The sequence below is a fragment of the Telluria sp. ZT3P25 genome (genome assembly GCF_059685895.1).
Map to the genome: position 1 here is coordinate 605,608 of NZ_JCASIJ010000002.1, position 18,709 is coordinate 624,316.

9 protein-coding genes are annotated in these 18,709 nt (G+C 67.9%); 5 read left to right on the top strand and 4 right to left on the bottom strand.

Features of this window, described 5'->3' with window-relative positions:
- From AC56LY_RS21320 to AC56LY_RS21330, 3 genes are read left to right on the top strand one after another with little or no spacing between them, the layout of a single operon-like run.
- Positions 1-954 carry a hypothetical protein gene (locus tag AC56LY_RS21320; protein WP_499582971.1) on the top strand — a complete coding sequence of 318 codons (954 nt, stop codon included), beginning with the start codon at positions 1-3 and terminating at the stop codon, positions 952-954.
- Positions 951-2,507, top strand: coding sequence for a HAMP domain-containing sensor histidine kinase (locus tag AC56LY_RS21325; RefSeq protein ID WP_499582973.1), 1,557 nt, complete (start codon positions 951-953; stop codon positions 2,505-2,507). The genes AC56LY_RS21320 and AC56LY_RS21325 overlap by 4 nt, the downstream gene beginning before the upstream one ends.
- Positions 2,508-2,534: 27 nt before the next feature.
- The gene (locus tag AC56LY_RS21330; RefSeq protein ID WP_499582975.1) at positions 2,535-4,226 is read left to right on the top strand and encodes a M14 family zinc carboxypeptidase; all 1,692 of its coding nucleotides are present in this window, start codon (positions 2,535-2,537) and stop codon (positions 4,224-4,226) included.
- Between the two features lie 29 nt (positions 4,227-4,255).
- On the opposite strand, the gene AC56LY_RS21335 is transcribed toward AC56LY_RS21330, so the two are convergent.
- The 4 genes from AC56LY_RS21335 to AC56LY_RS21350 all read right to left on the bottom strand — a co-directional run bounded on the left by AC56LY_RS21335 (position 4,256) and on the right by AC56LY_RS21350 (position 8,468).
- On the bottom strand, positions 4,256-4,738 hold the full coding sequence (locus AC56LY_RS21335) for a toxin-antitoxin system YwqK family antitoxin (protein WP_499582977.1): 483 nt from the start codon (positions 4,736-4,738) through the stop codon (positions 4,256-4,258).
- A 175-nt stretch (positions 4,739-4,913) separates the two neighbouring features.
- Entirely contained in the window at positions 4,914-6,737 is a 1,824-nt protein-coding gene (locus AC56LY_RS21340; protein WP_499582980.1) for a DUF885 domain-containing protein, read from the bottom strand.
- 24 nt (positions 6,738-6,761) lie between these two features.
- Positions 6,762-7,898 carry a branched-chain amino acid ABC transporter substrate-binding protein gene (locus AC56LY_RS21345; RefSeq protein WP_499582982.1) on the bottom strand — a complete coding sequence of 379 codons (1,137 nt, stop codon included), beginning with the start codon at positions 7,896-7,898 and terminating at the stop codon, positions 6,762-6,764.
- Positions 7,899-7,982: 84 nt separating this feature from the next.
- Positions 7,983-8,468 (bottom strand): Lrp/AsnC family transcriptional regulator, encoded by a 486-nt coding sequence (locus tag AC56LY_RS21350; protein WP_343028404.1) that lies wholly within the window; start codon positions 8,466-8,468, stop codon positions 7,983-7,985.
- A 149-nt stretch (positions 8,469-8,617) separates the two neighbouring features.
- On the opposite strand from AC56LY_RS21350, the gene AC56LY_RS21355 reads away from it, so the two are divergent.
- Together AC56LY_RS21355 and AC56LY_RS21360 are read left to right on the top strand one after the other, a co-directional pair.
- A complete protein-coding gene (locus tag AC56LY_RS21355; RefSeq protein WP_499582984.1) occupies positions 8,618-10,174 on the top strand; it encodes a cysteine desulfurase family protein in 1,557 nt (518 codons plus the stop codon).
- Positions 10,175-10,354: 180 nt separating this feature from the next.
- Entirely contained in the window at positions 10,355-18,601 is an 8,247-nt protein-coding gene (locus AC56LY_RS21360) for a GH36-type glycosyl hydrolase domain-containing protein (RefSeq protein WP_499582986.1), read from the top strand.
- Positions 18,602-18,709 lie beyond the last annotated feature (108 nt).

Below are 18,709 nucleotides of genomic sequence, written 5' to 3' on the forward strand. Positions count from 1 at the left end.
ATGACCAGTCTCCTGCGCCGGATGCAGAACGCTTCACGTGCGCGTTCACTGGCTCCGCTGATCGCGCTGACATTGACACTGGCCGCCACCGGCGCCCATGCCGTCCAGGCCCAGCAAACCGAGCGCGAACGCGAAGAAGTGCAGGGCTACCGCTTCCAGATCATCACCGGTGACGACAGCGCGGTCACGCACCGCATCGTCGACGACCTCTACAAGCGCCTGGTGCCGACCTTCGCCGCGTTTCGCACCGAGCTCGCGCAAAAACGCCGCATGCTGTATATCGCGGTCGGCCCGACCGCACTGCGCGATGCGCTGTCGCGGCGCTGCGATTGCGTCGTCATCTCGGCCTACACGTCCAGCCAGGTGTGGCGTGGCCTGACGGCGCGCCTGCCCAAGCCGCGCCGCGCGGCCATCACGGCGGTGTACGCCGAGCCGGCGCCGAACGACCAGATGCGCCTGGCCGAACTCCTGTACGGGCGCCCGGTGCGGGTGGGCGTGCTGCTTGGCCCCGACACCGCCTTCCTGCGCCCGGTGCTGCATGACGCCGCCGAGATCCAGATGTTCACGCCGGGCGACGACCTGAATCACACGCTGGGCAGCATGACGCGCGCCGAGACGCTGCTGGCGCTGCCCGACAGCGACATCTACAACGCCGAAAACGTGCGCAACATCCTGCTCTCGACCTACCGCCGCAAGCAGGGCGTGATCGGTTTTTCGGCCGACATGGTCAAGGTGGGCGCGCTGGCAACCACGTATTCCGAAGTCGAAGAAATCAACGCCCAGGTGGCCGAGATCACGGCCGATTTCGTGCGCACCGGCGAACTGCCCGCGCCGCAGTTCCCGCGCTACTTCCGCACGATCATCAATGAAGGCGTGGCCAGTTCGCTCGACCTGCGCCTGACAGACGCCGCGCGCAACTTCGCCCGCCCAGCGCCGGCGCCGGCGGCGCGATGAACCTGCGTTTCTGGCGCGGCTGGGGTGTCGGACGGCGCATGGCCGTCATCACGATGCTGCCGGTGATCCTGCTGTTTACATCCTTCGTCTGGTACTCGTGGTACGCGCACCGCGCCCAGGTGGCCGAAGAACTGGCCGAGCGTGGCCGCATCCTGGCACGCGCGTTGTCCGAGACGTCCGAATACAACGTCATCTCGGGCAACCTGTCCGACCTGCGCCTGACCATCAATGGCCTGGTGCAGTCCGACCGCAGCATCTACCGCGTCGACGTCATCGACGGCAGCGGCCGCGCAGCCGTGCGCGTGGTGTCCGAATCGGCACTGGACGCCCAGTCCCACTACTACGAAGCACCGATCCGCAAGCAGGTCGTGTGGATCAACCTGTTCTCGGACAACGGCACGCCGCACGTGTCGGCGTCCAGCGATTCGCGTCCGCCCACGCTCACCACCGAAGTGGTGGGCTGGGTGCGGGTGACGATGTCGCCGGCGAACATGATGGCCAAGCAGACCGACCGCTTCCAGATCGAACTGTCGATGGCGGCGCTGGCGCTGGCCGCCAGCGGCATCCTGGCCTGGGTGCTGGCGCGCTCGCTCATCGTGCCGCTGCGCGAGGCGATCGGCACGCTGCGCCAGATCCGGGGTGGTAACTTCCGCGTGCATCCGCCGGTCACCACCGGCGGCGAGATCGGCGAGCTGCAATCGTCGATCGGCGAAATGTCGCTGGCGCTGGGCGAATCCAAGCGCGACCTCGAAAACAAGGTGGCCGAGCGCACGCGCGACCTGCTCGCCTCGCGCAACGAAGCGCTGCGCGCCGATGCCGACAAGCGCAAACTGATCCAGAAGGTCAACGAGATTATCGAGGACGAGCGCAAGAGCATCGCGGTCGAGATCCACGACGAACTCAATGCGTCGCTGATCGCAGCGCGCCTCGAGGCGCAGGCGATCGGCCTGCTGGCGGCGAAGGCGCCTGCAGGCCCCGAGGTGGTGGAAATCAAGCGCAAGTCCGAAGCCATCACCAAGCTCGCGCTCGACCTGTACGCCAACGGCCGGCGCCTGGTGCGCCGCCTGCGGCCCGAGGTGCTCGACATGCTCGGCCTGCACGGCGCGGTCGAAGAGATGGTGCGCCACTACGACACCACGTCCGGCTGCCGCTTCGACCTGCATAGCGAAGGCGACTTCGCGCGCCTGTCGAACGAGCTGGCCATCTCGGCTTACCGCATCGTGCAGGAGGCGCTGTCGAACGTCATGAAGCACGCCGCGGCGCGCTCGGCGCACGTCAGCCTGCTGCTCGACGAAGGCAAGGGCATGCTGCGCATCCGCGTGGTCGACGATGGCGCCGGCTTCGACACGGCCAGCGCCTCCGAAGGCATCGGCATCATCGGCATGCGCGAGCGCGCCTACGCGCTGCACGGCACGATCGAGGTGCGCTCGAGCCCCGGCGAAGGCACCGATGTCGCCATCGCCCTGCCGTTGACGCTGGCGCCGCCGGCACCCACTGCGTCCACTGCGCCAGCCGCGACTACGCCTGCCACACCTCCCGGCGTCATCCTGTAAGCATCACCTTTATTAGCGAAGAACACCATGGCTACTGCACCCCTCACGCCCTACGAACAAGGCAACCTGAACCAGACCACCACCTGGGCCGACTGCATCGCCTGGTATCACGACTTCGCGCGCCAGTATCCGGCGGTGCTGCGCTTCGAACAGGTGGGTGTTTCCGATGCGGGCGTGCCGATCCACGCCGGTGTGGTCAGCAGCGACGGCGTGTTCGACCGCGCCGCGATCAAGGCCGCCGGGCGTGCGGTCTTCTTCAACAACAACGGCATCCACCCGGGCGAGCCGGAAGGCGTCGATGGCTGCATGGCGCTGGTGCGCGACTTTTGCCTCGAGCCTGAACGTTTGCATGCGCTGGGCACGACCGTATTCCTGTTCGTCCCGCTGTACAACGTCGACGGCGCCTTCAATCGCGCCGACACGTCGCGCGTGAACCAGGACGGGCCGGAGCAGTTTGGCTTCCGTGGCAACAGCCGCCACCTCGACCTGAACCGCGACTTCGTCAAGTGCGACACGTTGACGGCCCGTGTATTCAACGAACTGTTTACGGCCTGGGACCCTGACGTGATGGTCGACACCCACACGTCCAACGGCGCCGACTACAGCTACACGATGACGCTGATCCACACGCAGGCCGACAAGCTCGGTGGTGGCCTGGGCGAATTTTTGCGCGCCGAGATGCTGCCAGCGATGTACGCCGGGATGGACGCGCGCGGCTGGCCCACCTGCCCGTACGTGAACCCGGTGCAGGACAGCCCCGACCACGGCATCGCCGAATTCCTGGAAACCGCACGCTTCTCGACCGGCTACGCGGCGCTGCACCACACGATCGGCTTCATGCCCGAAACGCACATGCTCAAGCCGTTCCGGGACCGCTACGAATCGATGCGTGCGCTGGTCGACGTCGCACTGGCCTTCACCGTGCAGAACGCCCCCCGCATCCAGGCGCTGCGCCGCGCGGCCAAGGATGCGGGCCGCACGCAAGCCGAGTGGCCGGTGCGCTGGAAGATGGACGAAGCCAATCCGTCGAGCTTCCGTTTCAAAGGGTATGAAGCCAAGTACAAGAAGAGCGTGCTGGGCGACTATTCGCGCCTGTACTACGACCGCAGCAGCGTCTGGGAGCGCGACATCGCCTATTACAATCGCTTCCCGGTGGATGCGAGCGTGCCGGCGCCGCAGGCGTACGTGGTACCGCAGCAGTGGCGCGAAGCGATCGAGCGCCTGGAGTGGAATGGCGTGCGCATGGAGCGCATCGACGCCGACCGCATGCAGCAGGTCGCGTACTACCAGATCGACAGCGTGACCTCGCGCCCGACGGCGTACGAAGGCCACATGTTCCATGACGACGTGGTGCTCGAACGGCGTCACGCCAGCGTGCAGCTGCGCGCCGGGGATATTCTGGTGCCGCTGGACCAGGACAATGCGCGCTATGCGGTGGAAACGCTCGAACCGCTGGCGCACGACAGCTTCTTCCGCTGGGGCTTCTTCAACAGCGTGCTGGAAAAGAAGGAAGCGTATTCGGAGTATGTGTTCGAGGACGAGGCCGAGCGGCTGCTGTTGCAGGAACCAGAATTGGCGGCGAAGTTCGAACAGTGGAAAGGCGCCAATCCTGGCTTGCTGGCCAATCAGGAAGCGGTGCTCGACTTCATCTTCGCCAACTGCGCGCGCTACCGCGAGCCGGAATGGTGCCGGTATCCGGTGTTCATGATCGAGCGTTGAACTTTACGCGCTGCTGTTCTGATTGCAGCCTATTTGTCGCTGGCGAACGGCCGCTCATTGCAGCGCGCAGTGACTTGATCGCGCATTGCCGGCGACATGGGCGGCTCTTTCGTTTCCGGATCAGGGTGATCCGGAATTTTTTCGAGGACGCAGTTCTCGGCGCGTAATTCATTCATTTCATCAAGCCACTCCTGGTCCTTGACCTCGGTTTGTTTGCCATTCTCGTAGTGGACCTCTTCGATCAGTATTCCTTTGGCAAACCTGCGCTGTTCGCCGTGCAGCTGGCCGGCCTTCTGGTTCTCTTGCAGGATGATTTCCCTGATGCCGTTCCTGACTTCATGGACCTCGCGGGTCCGGATGCCATTCGTGACCGTGATCTTTTCTTGTGTGGTGACGCCGCTTGCCGTGCCAGCACCACCAGCACCAGCATGAGCGGTGTCAATGTTCGGCGCGCAGCCTGCCATCCACAACGCGATCGGGCAGATTGCGAATAGTCGAAAAATAGGGGGCATGACGCTTTCTTGGTGAAGACCGCATTCAGCGATTAACTCGCCAGCAGACTCAAAATACGGGCGCGCGATGCTTTCGCGTCGGTAGTTCAGTATCGTCGTACCGGTTTGCGAGGAGCAGCCCGCTGTTCTTCACCCCAGCAAGGCTGCTCCGCGAAATCGGCTTTCCCGATCCAGCTTACTTCGACGCTGCAATCCAGCGATCGACCTTCGCCTCCAGCACTGCCAGCGGCAGCGTGCCTTCATCCAGCACCACGCGGTGGAATGCCGGCAGGTTGAACTTGTCACCCAGTGCCGCCTGCGCGCGCTGACGCAGCTCCATGATTTTCAGGGCGCCGATCTTGTATGCCAGCGCCTGGCCCGGCATGACCATGTAGCGCTCGATCTGGGCGCGTGCTTCCAGTTCCGAGTAGCCCAGCGTCTCGCGGAAGTACGTGATCGATTGATCGCGGCTCCAGCCTTTGGTGTGCATCCCGGTGTCGACCACCAGGCGCGCCGCGCGCAGCATCTCGTCGTTCAGGTGGCCGAAATAATCTTCCGGCTTGTCGAACAGCCCCATCTCCTTGCCCAGCGTTTCGGCGTAGAGCGCCCAGCCTTCGGTGAACGCCGTATTGCCGCCGAACTTGCGGAAGTTCGGCAGGCCCAGTTCCTGGGTCAGCGCGATATGGAAGTGGTGGCCCGGCTGGCCTTCATGCAGGTACAGCGTGACCATGCCGGTGCTGCCGTACTTGGTCGGATCGTTCACCACCGACCAGAACACGCCGGGCCGCGAACCATCGGCCGCCGGTGACGAGTAATGGTCCGACGCCGTCTCGCGCGTCAGTTCCGGTTCCAGACGCACTTCGAGCGGCGCCTTCGGCATCAGCGAGAACAGCTTTGGCAGCTTGGTGCGCACGTCGGCGTCGATCTTCTCGAACACCGCGATCACCTGCGCATCCGACGTGAATGGCTTGTACTTCGGCTGCTCCGAGACCCAGCGCGGCAGGCCGGCCGCAGGGCCCGTATAACCCATCTTCGGGCCGATCTTGCCGTACTCGCCCTGGATGCGCGCTACTTCCTTCTGGCCGATGTCGTGGATCTGTTCGGGCGTCAGACTCGTCGTGGTCATCGCTGCCACGCGCGCCTTGTACCACTCGGCGCCGTTTGGCAGTGCGCCCCAGCCGGCCGTCGTGCGGGTGGCCGGCAGGTAGTCCTTCTCGACATACGTGGCCAGGCGCGCCAGCGCCGGATTGAGCTTGTCAGCGATCGTCTTGCGGTACGACGCCGTCAGCTTGGTCTTGTCGGCGCTTGAAAACCCCGCAGGCAGCGCCTTGATCGGGCTGTAGAAGATGCTGGCCTCGGGCGTGGCCGCGACCAGTGCCTTCAGTTGCGGCAGCAGCGACAGCATCGGCTCGCGAGGATGCACGACGCCGCGCTTGACGCCTTCGCGCATATTGGCGATCGCCTGGTCGATGTAGGCGACCATCTGGTCCAGGCGGCTCAGGTAATTGCGGTAATCCTGCGGCGTGGCGAGCGGCTGCGCGCCCTGGCCGCCGGCGTAGTTGGCCATGAAGACCGGCATGTTGAACATCTGGTCCACCGGCAGCAGGTGCTCGGGGAAGGCGCCCAGGCGCAGCGCGGTCTCGAGCTCGAACTTGGCGATGTCGTAGCTGGCCTGGTCACGCGGATTGAGACGCTCGCGCGGGATCGTGCCCAGGCGTTTCAGGTAACCGCGGTACAGCGCAAACTGGGCGTCGCGGTTTTTCGGCGCGATCGGCAGGCCAAGCTGGCCATCGAAACGGCCGTCGCCGGACTCGGTCGCCCAGACCGGCTCGAAGCGCGCGTAGGCGTCGTAGTACTCGTCGACCAGCTTGTTGATGGCCTTGCCGGCCTGAATGTCGGCAGCCGATGCGGCAGCCGCCGCGGTTGTAGACGCAGGGGTGACAGCTGGCGCCGCGCCGGCACTGGCGCACAGGAGCAGGGCGGCCGTGGCCAGTGCACCGAGTTGGAAGGATGGTTTCATCGTGATCGAGGTCCTGGTAAAAAATCAGTAGCTGGCCAGCGGCGTAAGGGCGCCGTTCTTGAATGTGTACACCGTGACGGCCGTTTTCTTCAGATTGCCCTTGGGGTCATAGCTGTACATGCCGACCACACCCTGGTAGCTGATCGTGTGCATCGCGACGCCAACTGCCTTGGCATCGACCGTTTTCGCCGACTGGATCGCCTGCGCGATGAACTTGGTCTGGTCATAGAACGAGGGCGCATACACGTCCGGCTCGCGGCCAAAGCGCTTCTTGTAGCCGGCCAGGAAGGCCGCGCCGCCCGGTTGCTTGGCAACGATCGCGCCGGCCTGCGCGCAGCGCACGTTTTCGCCGACCGCAGTGCCGCCAAGTCTTGCCATCTCGGGGCTGCACAGCGTGTCGCCGCCCAGCAGCGGCACGTTCAGGCCAAGCTGCTTCATCTGGCGCACCATCGGCGCGGCCTGCGGGGCGTAGCCGCCGTAGAAGATCGCATCGACCTTCTTGGCGCGCAGCGCAGTCAGGATCGCGGCGAAGTCGCTGGCCTTGTCGTTGGTGAACTCGTGGCCGGCGATCTTGATGCCGGCCAGCTGCGCCTGGCGTTTGAATTCCATCGCGATGCCCTGGCCGAACGCCGTGCGATCGTCGATCACGCCGATGTTCTTGATCTTGAGTTCCTTGGCTGCGTAGCCGGCGACCGAGGCGCCCACCTGCGTGTCGCTCGCGACGATGCGAAACACGGTGGGGTAACCGCTGGCGGTGATCTTGGGATTGGTGCCCACCGTCGACATCAGGATGCCGCTGTCGTTGTAGACGCGCGAGGCCGGAATCGCCACGCCCGAGTTGTACGGGCCGAGCACGAACTTGACGCCGGCGTCGGCGAATTTCTGGGCCACGGTCACGCCCTGTTTCGGGTCGCCCGCGTCGTCTTCGGATTGCAGCACGAAGCGCAGCACGTTGGCGCCGACCTGGATCTTCTGTGCGTTGAGCTCTTCGATGGCCATGCGCACGCCGTTTTCATTGTCCTTGCCGGCAAACGCATTGGCGCCCGACAGCGGTCCGCTGACGCCGATCTTGACGACCTGCTCGGCAGCGTGCACGTGCACGCCGATGGTGGCAATCAGTGCGGCCAGCGCCAGCGGCGCCATGGTGATTTTCGATGGCATTGACTCAGTCTCCCGTTGATGTGGACGGGCGCCATCATCGCACGATTCACGCACCCGGCGAAAGCGCACAACGCCTGTAAAGACTCAGGTTGGCGTGCCGTGCGAGATCAGTTCGAGGGGCAGGGCGGTGGTGGACTTGATCTGCTCCATCGAGAACGCCGACGACACGCCGGTCAGGCGCGCGGTCTTGATCAGCTTTTTATAGAAGCGGTCGTAGCCGGCGATATCGGTGGTGACGACCTTGAGCAGGTAATCGACGTCGCCGCTCATGCGATGGAACTCCAGCACTTCGGGCAGCGCGATCACGGCGGCGGCAAAGCGCGCCAGCCATTTTTCATCGTGCTCGGGCGTCTTGACGCTGACAAACACGGTGACCGGCAAGCCGACTTTTTCGCGATTGACGATGGAAACGCGGCTTTCAATGAAGCCTTCTTCTTCGAGGCGCTTGACGCGTTTCCAGCACGGTGTGCTGGACAACCCAACCTTTTCGCTCAGGCCCGAAATGGACAAGGTGGCATCCGCCTGCAGGGCAGCGAGGATCGCACAATCAAACTTGTCGAGTGAATTCATATTCCGCATTGCTGATTATAAGAATAATTATCCTACTGTTTGATCGGAAACCAGAGAGTTTGGAACGTATTGACCGTCTTTAGCCCGTACCATATTACTGGACAATAACATGTTGTGCGACACCTTTTTTATATTTTTGGCACCTATTCATGCAGACCGAAATCTACCTCGATACCAATGCGACGTCACCGGTATTACCGGCCGCGGCAGCCGCCGCCATGGCCGCCATGCAGGACGGCTTCGGCAATCCGAGCAGCAGCCATGCGACGGGCCTGCGCGCCCGGGCACTGCGCGAGAGCGTGCGCGCCAGCGCGGGCCGCGTGGTCGGCGCGGGTGATGGCCGGTTGATGTTCAACAGCGGCGCCACCGAAGGCATCCAGACGGCCGTGCTCTCGGCCCTGTGCGCAGTGCGTGAGCGGCGCGCGCGCGGTGAAGCCTGCGGCGATATTGTCCTGATCGGCGCGACCGAACACAAGGCGGTGCCTGAAAGCCTGGCGCACTGGAACCGCTTGCTCGGCACGGGACTCGAGCTGCGCGTGCTGCCGGTCGATGGCGATGGCCGCCACCGGCTCGACGTGCTGCGCGCACTGGGACCGCGCGTGGCGCTGGTGTGCACGATGGCAGCGAACAATGAAACGGGTGTGGTGTCCGACCTGCCCGGTATCGAAGCCGTGCTGCGCGAGGCAGGGAGCGATGCACTCTGGCTGGTCGACTGCGTGCAGGCGCTGGGCAAGCTCCCGCTCGACCTGGCCGCCAGCCGCATCGACTACGCGCCGTTCTCGGGGCACAAGCTGTATGCACCGAAAGGCATCGGCATGCTGTACGTGCGCCGCGGTGCGCCGTACACGCCGCTGATGTGCGGCGGCGGGCAAGAAGATGGCCAGCGTTCCGGCACCGAAAACATGGCCGGCATCGCAGCGCTGGGCGCGGTGTTCTCGGCGCTGGAGCGCGGTGACACGTTCCGCGACGGCGCCGCACTGCTGGCGTGCCGCGCGCGTCTGGTGGCGGCGCTCGAAGCAGCCTTGCCCGGCATCGTGTTCAATGCGCCCCTGGCGCTATCGCTTCCCACGACCATCAACTTCTCGGTGCCGGATGTGGCCAGCGCCACGCTGCTCGACCTGTTCGATGCCGCCGGCATGCGTGTCAGCGCCGGCTCGGCGTGTTCGGCCGGGAAAGCCGGATCGAGCTACGTGCTCGATGCGATGGCCGTGCCGGCCTGGCGCAGCGCGGCGGCGGTGCGCCTGTCGTTTGGCGCGCTGTTTGATGACGCCTCGCTCGACCTGGCCTGCGAGCGCATCGCGCGCTGCGGCGCTGCGCTGGCCGCGCCGATGCCGATGCCGATGTCAGGCGTCGAGCCGGCGATTGATGGCGTCATCGACAGCGCAATGCTGGTGCCCGCCGCTGCCGCCCGCGACTGGCTCGCTGCGCATCCGGACGCGATCGTGATCGACGTGCGCAACCTGCGCGAACACAGCGTCGCGGGGTCGGGGGCGGGTGGGGGCGTGGTCCGCCTGCACGGCCACGCGGTACGCAACGTGCCGCTGGCATGCGTTGCCGACCACGCGCCGCAGTGGCTGGGCGCGATGGCGCCGCTGCTGTTCGTCTGCCGCAGTGGTGCCCGCAGCGCCCGCGCGGCGCAGGCCTTGCGCGCTCTGGGCCATCCAGGCGCCTGGTCGCTGGTGGGCGGGTTCGCGCTCGCCATCTGATCGCCGGGGCGCGGATGCCTGCCGCCCATCGGTGGGGTGTGTTCGTCAGCGCACAGTAATGACGCAGGTCTTTGCCTAGCATGGGATCAGCCGTGCGCGCCCAGCGTTTCCTGCCCTGATCCGTCCCGGACGCCACTGTGCTCCAGCGGTCTGCTGCGCACGCTCAGTCCCGAGGCCCCGTTGAACGTCAAGAACCACAACCTGCCCGCCGGGCAGCGCACGCCGCATGATGCCGCGCGTGCAACCGGCGACGATGCGCCATGGCGCGCAGCACCTTCCGGCGCGCTCCAGCGCGCGGAACACGCACGCCAGTTGGCGGCGCGCCACGTACTGCAACCCACCACGGCCGGCAAGGGCGGCGCCAAGGCCCTGCGTGCACTGCTGGCGACGAACGCCGACGCCATCGCCGCTTCGTGCGACGCGCTCGACCAGGCCGCGCGTACTGGCTTTGCGCTGCCGCCTGCCGGCGCGCGCCTGCTCGACCAGCACCACCTGCTCGACGCCCAGGTGCGCCTGACGCGCGCCGGCTTGCAGCCTGGCGCTGCGGCCCTGCCGACACTGGCGCCGGATGGCGCCGTGCGCGCCTGGCGCCTGGTGCTCGACGTGGTCGCGCATGGCGATGGCCGCATCGATGCCGAGGAACTGGCGCTGTTCGTGAGTGCATACCAGGAAAGCGCTCTGCTGCGCATCGCCGAACTCGACGCGCTGCCGGCGCTGCTGCGCCTGGCCCTGATCGACAACCTGCGGCGCCTGGCCGCGCGCGCGGCGCGTGCCTGCGCCGCGCATGAACAGGCCGCCGGCTGGGCGGTGCGCCTGCTGGACACGGCCGAGACGCGGCCCGGTGACCTGATCCTGCTGGTGGCCGACATGATGCGCAGCGTCGAGGCCAACGACAGCTTCATCGCCGAACTGGCGCGGCGCCTGCATGGCCGAGGTGGCGCCGTGACCCAGGTCCTGGACTGGCTCGACGCGCGCCTGGCCGATGCCGACACCAGCATCGCGCAGCACACGCAGCGCGAACACAGCGAACAGGCCGAGGATGCCATTTCGGCCGGCAACACGCTGGCCAGTCTGCGCCTGCTTGGCGGGATCGACTGGCGCGCCTTCGCCGAGACGCATGGCGCGGTCGACGCGCTGCTGCGCACCGACCCGGATGGCAGTTACGCCGCCATGGATGGCGCCACGCGCGACAGCTACCGGCACGCGATTGCCCGCCGTGCCCGCGCGGGCAAGGTCGACGAGGTCGAGGTTGCGCGCGACGCGCTGACGCTGGCCGGCACGCACCGCGCACCGGGCGAAGGTGGCCTGGACGTGCGCACGCGCCACGTGGGCCACTACCTGCCGGCCCTGGCAAACAGGGCGCCGGTTGCTGCCCGCATTGGCGCGACCGCCGTCCTGATGCTGCTGGTGACAGCCGCGATCCTCGTTCACGCGCGCCAGGGCGATGCCAGCGCGTGGTTGCTGGCGCTGATTGGCCTGCTGGCGCTGCCCGGCGCGAGCGCGCTGGCGCTGTCTTTGGTGCGCATGATGGAACGCTGGCGCACCCTGCCGGCCACCATGCCGCGCATGGATTTCAGCGCCGGCATTCCCGACGCATGCCGGACCGTCGTTGCCGTCTGCGCGCAAGCGGGCGACGCTGCCGCGATCGAGCGGCTGCGCGCAGAGCTCGAAGTGCGCTATCTCGGCAACCGCGACCCGAACCTGCGCTTTTGCCTGCTGCTCGATTTGCCCGATGCCGCCAGCGCAACGCTGCCGGCGGACGATGCCTTGCTGGCGCAGGCCAGCGCCGCCATCGATGCATTGAATGCGCGGCATGGTCATGCTGACGCCGGGCCGTTCATGCTGCTGGTGCGGCAGCGCATCTGGAGCGTCGACCAGCAAGCCTGGATCGGCCAGGAGCGCCAGCGTGGCCAGATCGCCGACCTGAACGCCTGGCTGTGCGGCGCGCGCGAACGCTTCCTGCTCGCTGCCGGCAACACCGGCGCTGGCGCCGCAATGCGCTATGTGATTGCACTGGACGCCAACGCCAGCCTGCCGCGCGACGCCGCGCGCAGCCTGGTGGCAGCGATGGCGCATCCGCTGCACCAGCCGGTACAGGATGACAGCGGCCGTGTGCTCGAAGGGCACGGCATGCTGCTGCCTGCACGTGGCCCTGCGCCACCGGGTCATCGCGCGCCGCGCTTTGCCCGCATGGGCGGAGCTGTGCAGGCCGCGAACCACGGCTGGGTTGCGATTCACGACGTCGATGCCTGGCGCCGTGCCTGCGGCGATGTTCTGCACGACGACGGCCGCGCCTTGCCCGGCCCCGTCGAGCGGGACCGCCTGCGCGCCGGGCGCGTGGCAGACGTGCGCGTGAATGCGCTGCGCGCGCCCACGTATGGTGAATACATGCTGCGCCGGCACCGCGCCGTGCGCGCGGCATGGCAATCGGCACATCGCCTCGGCCGTGGCCCCGATGGCCTCAAACACGCGCATGCACGCTGGACGCTGTTCGACGCGCTGCGCGCCAGCCTGGTCGCACCGGCGTCGCTCGCGCTGCTGATCCTGTGCTGGAGCCTGCTGGCCGCGCCCGTGTTCTGGACCGCAGCGGTGCTGGGGATCGTATTCGTGCCGGCGCTGGTCGGCATGCTGGTGGCGCTGGGCGACCGGCCACTTGACGCACCATGGCGCCAGCACCTCGACGGCTGGGCGCGTGGCGCCCGCATGACGCTCACGCGCAGCGCCTTGTGGGCGGCCTTCCTGCCGCACGCAGCACTGGTCGATGCCCATGCCCTGGTGCGTGGGCTGTGGCGCCGGCATGTGACGCAGCGCGGTCTGCTCGATACGCAAGCGGGGGCAGCGCCCGGCCGCTCGCTGGAAATCAACGGCCGCGCCATGTGGTTCCCGCCGCTGCTGGCGATGGCCACCGCGATGCTGGTGAGCTTTGCCAACCCCTATGCCGTATTCGCCACGGCGCCGCTGCTGCTGGTATGGTTCCTGTCGCCGGTGCTGGCCTGGTGGACGAGCCAGGTGACCCGCCGCAGCGTGCGCCTCGCGCCGGCGCAAGACGGGTTCCTGCGCGCGCTGGCACGCCGCACCTGGGGCTTCTTCGAACATTACGGCGTCGCTGGTCATGGTCTGGCGCCGCACGCCGTGCTCGAACACCCCGAGCCGGCGATCGATGCGCGTGTTTCGCCCGATGGCATTGGCCTTGGCCTGCTGGCCACACTGAGTGCGCGCGACTTCGGCTTTCTGCCACTGGGCGGCCTGCTGGAACGCAGTGAGTGCACGTTCGCCTCGCTGGCGCTGCTCGAACGGTGGAACGGGCATCTGCTGCACTGGTATGACGGCGCCACGCTGGCGCCGCTCGAGCCGCACCATGTCGATACCGCGGCCAGCGGCAGCCTGGTGCTGGCGCTGCGCACCTTCGCCGTCGGCATGGACGAACTGCTTGATCAGCCGATCGCCGGTGCGGCGCCGGACGGCATCCGCGCCACGTTGCTGGTTGTGCGCGAGCATGCGCACGATGCGCCGGCCTCATTCGTCAATGCCCTGGACGAGATGGAGGGCGCGCTGGCGCCCGAACGCTGTCGCGCCCTCGATACGCTGCCGGGCCTGGCCGACTGTCTGCGCCTGGCACTGGCCAATGCCGAACGCCTGACGGCCAGTCTGCCGGACGACATGGATCTGGCGCTGGTCGCCTGGGTCGAGCGTCTGCTTGCCAATTGCACCGCGCAGCTGGACGATCTGTATGCGCTGGCACCATGGATGCGTGCAGTCCAGGAATACGTCCTCGACGCCAGCCTGACCCGCATCCCGACGCTGCGCGAACTGGCGCAGCTCGGCGCGCCGACGACGGGCGGCGCTGGCCTGGCTGCGTTGGTGGATGCGGGCCGTGCTTGCGCGCAGGAGCGCATCGAACGGCTGGCTGCACTGGCCGATGCCGCGCGCGACAACGCGCGCATGGACTTCGGCGCGCTGGTCGATCTCGCCACCAGCCAGCTGGCGACCGGCTACGATGTGCGCGACAAACGACTGGACCGTGACAGTTGCGACCTGCTGGCCGCCGCATCGCGCATGGCCAGTTTTGCCGCCGTGGCCCAGGACCAGCTGCCGCAGCAGCACTGGTGGTCGCTCGGCCGCCCGCTGCGCATGGCGGGTGCCAATACGCTGCTGCTCTCGCGCCGTGGTGCCATGGCCGACCTCCTGGGGCCGCAACTCTGGATGCCGGGCTGGCGCGACACGCTGCTCGATGGCGCCGCCTGCACCCTGGTGCGCGCGCAGGTTGCGCACGCCAAAGCCAGGGACGTGCTGTGGGGCTTTTCGTCATCCCGTTGCAATGCGGTGGACGCCGCCGCGCGCTATCGCTCCGGCCAGTTCGGCTTGCCCGCCGCAGCGCTGCAGCGACTGCGCGATGACGACCTGGTGGCGGCGCCGTATGCCGCTGCGCTGGCGCTGGGCGTGACGCCGGGCCTGGCCAGCAGCAACCTGCGCGCCTTCGTGGCGCAAGGCATGCTGGGCGAGCTTGGTTTGTACGAGTCGCTCGACTACGCGCCGGCGCGCCTGCCGCAGGGCGAGCGGCAGGTCGTCGTGCGCGCCTACGCCGCGCACCATCAGGCGATGACGCTGCTGGCGCTGGCCCGCCATCTGCTGGGCGAGCCGATGCAGCGCCGCTTCTGCCGCGATCCCGAATTCCGGGCCGCGCTGCCATTGCTGCAAGAACCGGTGCCGGTCTCCGGCGCTGCACCCGAACGCCGTTACACCGGCGCAGCCACCGCCAGCCAGGACGTGACCGCGCGCCCATATGCCCGCGTGATCGGCAGCGAGCCCCCGGTGCTGCCCGAAGTGCAGTTGCTGTCCAATGGCCGCTACCACCTGGTCGTGGCCAGCGATGGCACTGGCGCCAGCCGCTGGGATGACAAACAGATCACCCGCACCGGCATCGGCGAAACCGGTTTGACCTGCCATGTACGCGACGTCGCATCCGGCCAGGTCTGGCCAGGCCTTTTGCCAGAGAGCGAGCGCGAAACGGTGTTCTCCGAAGGGCGGGCCAGCGTGCGCTGCCTGGACAACGGGTTGGCCATGCACACCGATATCGTGGTGGCGCCGGACGACGACGTCGAGCTGCGCCGCATCCGCATCGTCAATCGTGGCCTGCAGCCGCTGACGCTGGAACTGACCAGCAGCGTGGCGCTGGCCGGACCGGCGCTTGAGCCAGGGGGCCGCAGCCATGTGATGATTGAATTCGACGCCACCAACGACAGCCTGCTGTGCGTCACCGCGGCCGACGCGCCGGTCGTCATGCATCGCATGGCAGTGCGCGACATCGCACCTGCCGTCACGCTGGAGACAGACCGCGCACGCTTCATCGGTCGCGGCCACGATCTGCGCGCACCGCGGGCGATCGGCGCCGGCGGCGCGTTGCCCGGCCTGGTGCCCGAACCGGACGAACCGCTGCTGGCCTTGCGCCGTACGGTTACGCTGGCGCCGCAGCAGGAAATCACCGTCGACCTGGTGCTGGGCGTTGCCGCCAGCCGGGCGATGGCGCGCGAACTGGCGGCCCGCTACAGTGCCGGCCATGCGGTCGACCGCGCGATCGACGCTGCCTGGACCCAGGCCCAGGCCTTCCTGCGCCGCATGGACGTGAGCGAAGCCGATGCACAGCTGTGCAACCGCCTGGCCGGCTGCCTGCTGCAGCCGGTACCGGCGCTGCGCGCCGACCCGGCCGTCATCGCGCGCAATGCACGCGGCCGCGCCGACCTGCTGGCCTGCGGCATCGACGGCGTACAGCCGGTGTTGCTGCTTCAGCTGGCGGACGGCCCGGATACGGGCCTGGCGCGCCAGGTGCTGCAGGCGCATACCTACTGGCGCAACCGCGGTTTCGCGGTCGACCTGTTGGTGCTGTGCGACAGCCGCGCCGTGCGCGAGGGGGTGATGACGCTGGCCATGGCACTGGTCGATCCGGACAGTTTGGATGCACCGGGCGGCGTGCACCTGTTCCTGCGCGAAGACGTCGGGCAGGAAGACCGCATCCTGCTGCGCTCGAGCGCAAGCGCGCTGCTGCTGTCCGGCCGCGGCGATCTCGCCGACCAGTTGCGCCGCGCCGCGCGGCCCGGCGTCGCTTTGCCGTCGCCACTGGTGGCCGGCGCGACCACGCCCTGGATGACGGAAGCATTGTTCACCGTGCAGCCAGAACGCCTGTTCGACAATGGCATCGGCGGCTTCACGCCGGATGGCCGCGAGTACGAAGTGCGCAGCAGCGCAGCCGTGCCGGTGCCGCAGGCGCCCTGGGCCAACCTGCTGGCCAACCCCGGCTTCGGATCGGTGGTCTCGGAACGGGGGCATGCGGTCACCTGGAGCGGAACCCGCGCTGCGCGCTTGAGCGCTGGCAGCGACGATGTCGCACCGCAGGATGGCGAAGCGTTCTACCTGCGCGACGAGGACAGCGGCGCATTCTGGTCGCCCACGCCGTGGCCGGCGCCATCGGCAGAACCGTATGTCACCCGCCATGGTGTCGGTTACACCTTGTTCGAGCACGGCGCGCACGGCATCCATTCGGCGCTGCGCTGCTTCGTGGCGCCGGATGCACCCATCAAATACAGCGTGCTCCGGCTGCGCAACGACAGCGATGCACCGCGCCGCCTGAGCGTGACGGGCTTCGTCGCGTGGCAGCTCGATACGATCGACGCCACGCCCGGCCTGCAGATCGTCACCGGCATCGATCTGGCCAGCGGCGCGCTGTTCGCGCGCAATGCGTTCAGCGACGACTTCCGCGACCAGGTGGGGTTCTTCCATGTCGACGCCGACGACATCACCGCGACCTGCGACCGCGATGAATTCATCGGCCGCCAGGGCAGCATCGCGCAACCTGCGGCACTGGGGCGCAGCAGCCTGTCCGGCGCCAGTGGGGCAGGGCGCGCACCGTGTGCGGCCTTGCAGGTGCCAGTCACGCTGGCGCCGGGCGAAGAGCGCGAACTGGTGTTCGTGCTGGGCGTGGCCGGTCCCGGCACGCTCGACGCCAGTCGCGAGGTGCAACTGCACGGTGGCGCGCGCGCTGCCACCGCCGCGTGGGAGCGCCTGCGCAACTGGTGGGATGGCACGCTGGGCGCGGTCGAACTGCACTCGCCCGACGCGTCGCTCGACCTGCGCGTGAACACCTGGCTGCCATACCAGGCGATCAGCGCGGCGTGGGGCGAGCGTTGTCCTGCCACACGCCTGCAGTCGCTGCTCGCCAGTGTGCATGCCCGGCCCGAACTGCTGCGCGACGCATTGCTGCAGGCAGCGCGCGACTTCGCTACGGCGCAGTCCACGTTGCCGCCGCCCGCGGTCGACGACTTCCTGTGGCTGCCTTACGCGCTGACGCACTACCTGGCCGTGACTGGAGACGACGCGCTGCCGGCCGTTCTGCCATTCGGCGCCGATCCCGGTGAGGCAACACGCCTGGCCGCCGGGGACGATCTGTACCAGCACTGCGTGCACGGCCTGCGCGGCTGCCTGCGTTTCGGCCAGCGCGGCCTGCCGCTGGCGGCGGCGCGCGTGCACGACGACGATGTGACGGGGCGTGTCGAAAGCGTGCGCACGGGCTTTTTCATGGCGACCGTGCTGCAGCGCTTCGCCGAGGTGGCCGACCGGCGCGGCGACTTCGGTTTTGCCACCACCTGCCGCGGCGCCGCGCTGGCGCTCAGGGCGCAGTGCGAAGAACATGGCTGGGACGGCGACTGGTACCGCTGGACGTGGCTCGACAGCCGCAATGCGCTTGGCTCGATTGTCAACGCCGCCTGCCGCGTCGAGTTGTCGACGCAGGGCTGGGCGGTGCAGGCCGACGCCGAACACGGTGCGGCCGCGCTGCGCGCTGCAGCGCTGCGTCTGGTCGACGAGGCGCACGGCGTCACGTTGCTGTGCGATCCGGCGGTCGACGGCCACTGGAGCGAGCGCGTGGTGGCCAGCCCCGGCCAGGACCACGGCGCCGTCGCGCTGGCGGCGACGGGTTTTGCGCGGCTGGGCGACGCCGGCCGCGCGTGGCAGCTGGCCGGCATGCTCGATCCGCTCGCACCCGCGCCGGACCGTACGGCCGATGGCAGCGCGCCGCCATACTTCCTCGCTGGCGGCGTGCGCACGGTCGCGCCGCACATCGGCCGCGCCATCGGTGGCTTGCACACCGCATCGGCCGGGGCCACCTGGCTGTTGGCGATCGAAGCGCTGCTGGGCGTGGAGCGCAACGGTGCGCGCCTGCACCTGACGCCGCACCTGGCGCCGGGCTGGGAAGGTTTCAGCCTGCGCTACCGCTATCACAGTGCGTTCTACGAGATCACGGTGCATGCGGGCGACGGGATGGAAGGCCTGCTGCTCGATGGTCAGCCATGTCCTGACTGGACATTCGAACTGCAGGATGACCGGCGCGATCATCGGGTGGAACTGTGGATCGCGGGGACGCCGGCCGGCGCCTAGCGCGGCTGGCGTTGCGCGGCGCACGGCCCTGGCTGCGCCGGGCGTGGCGGCCCAGCCACAGCCTGCGCCGAAATCGCCGGGCGCGCTGGCCGGCTGCGCAGCACGCAT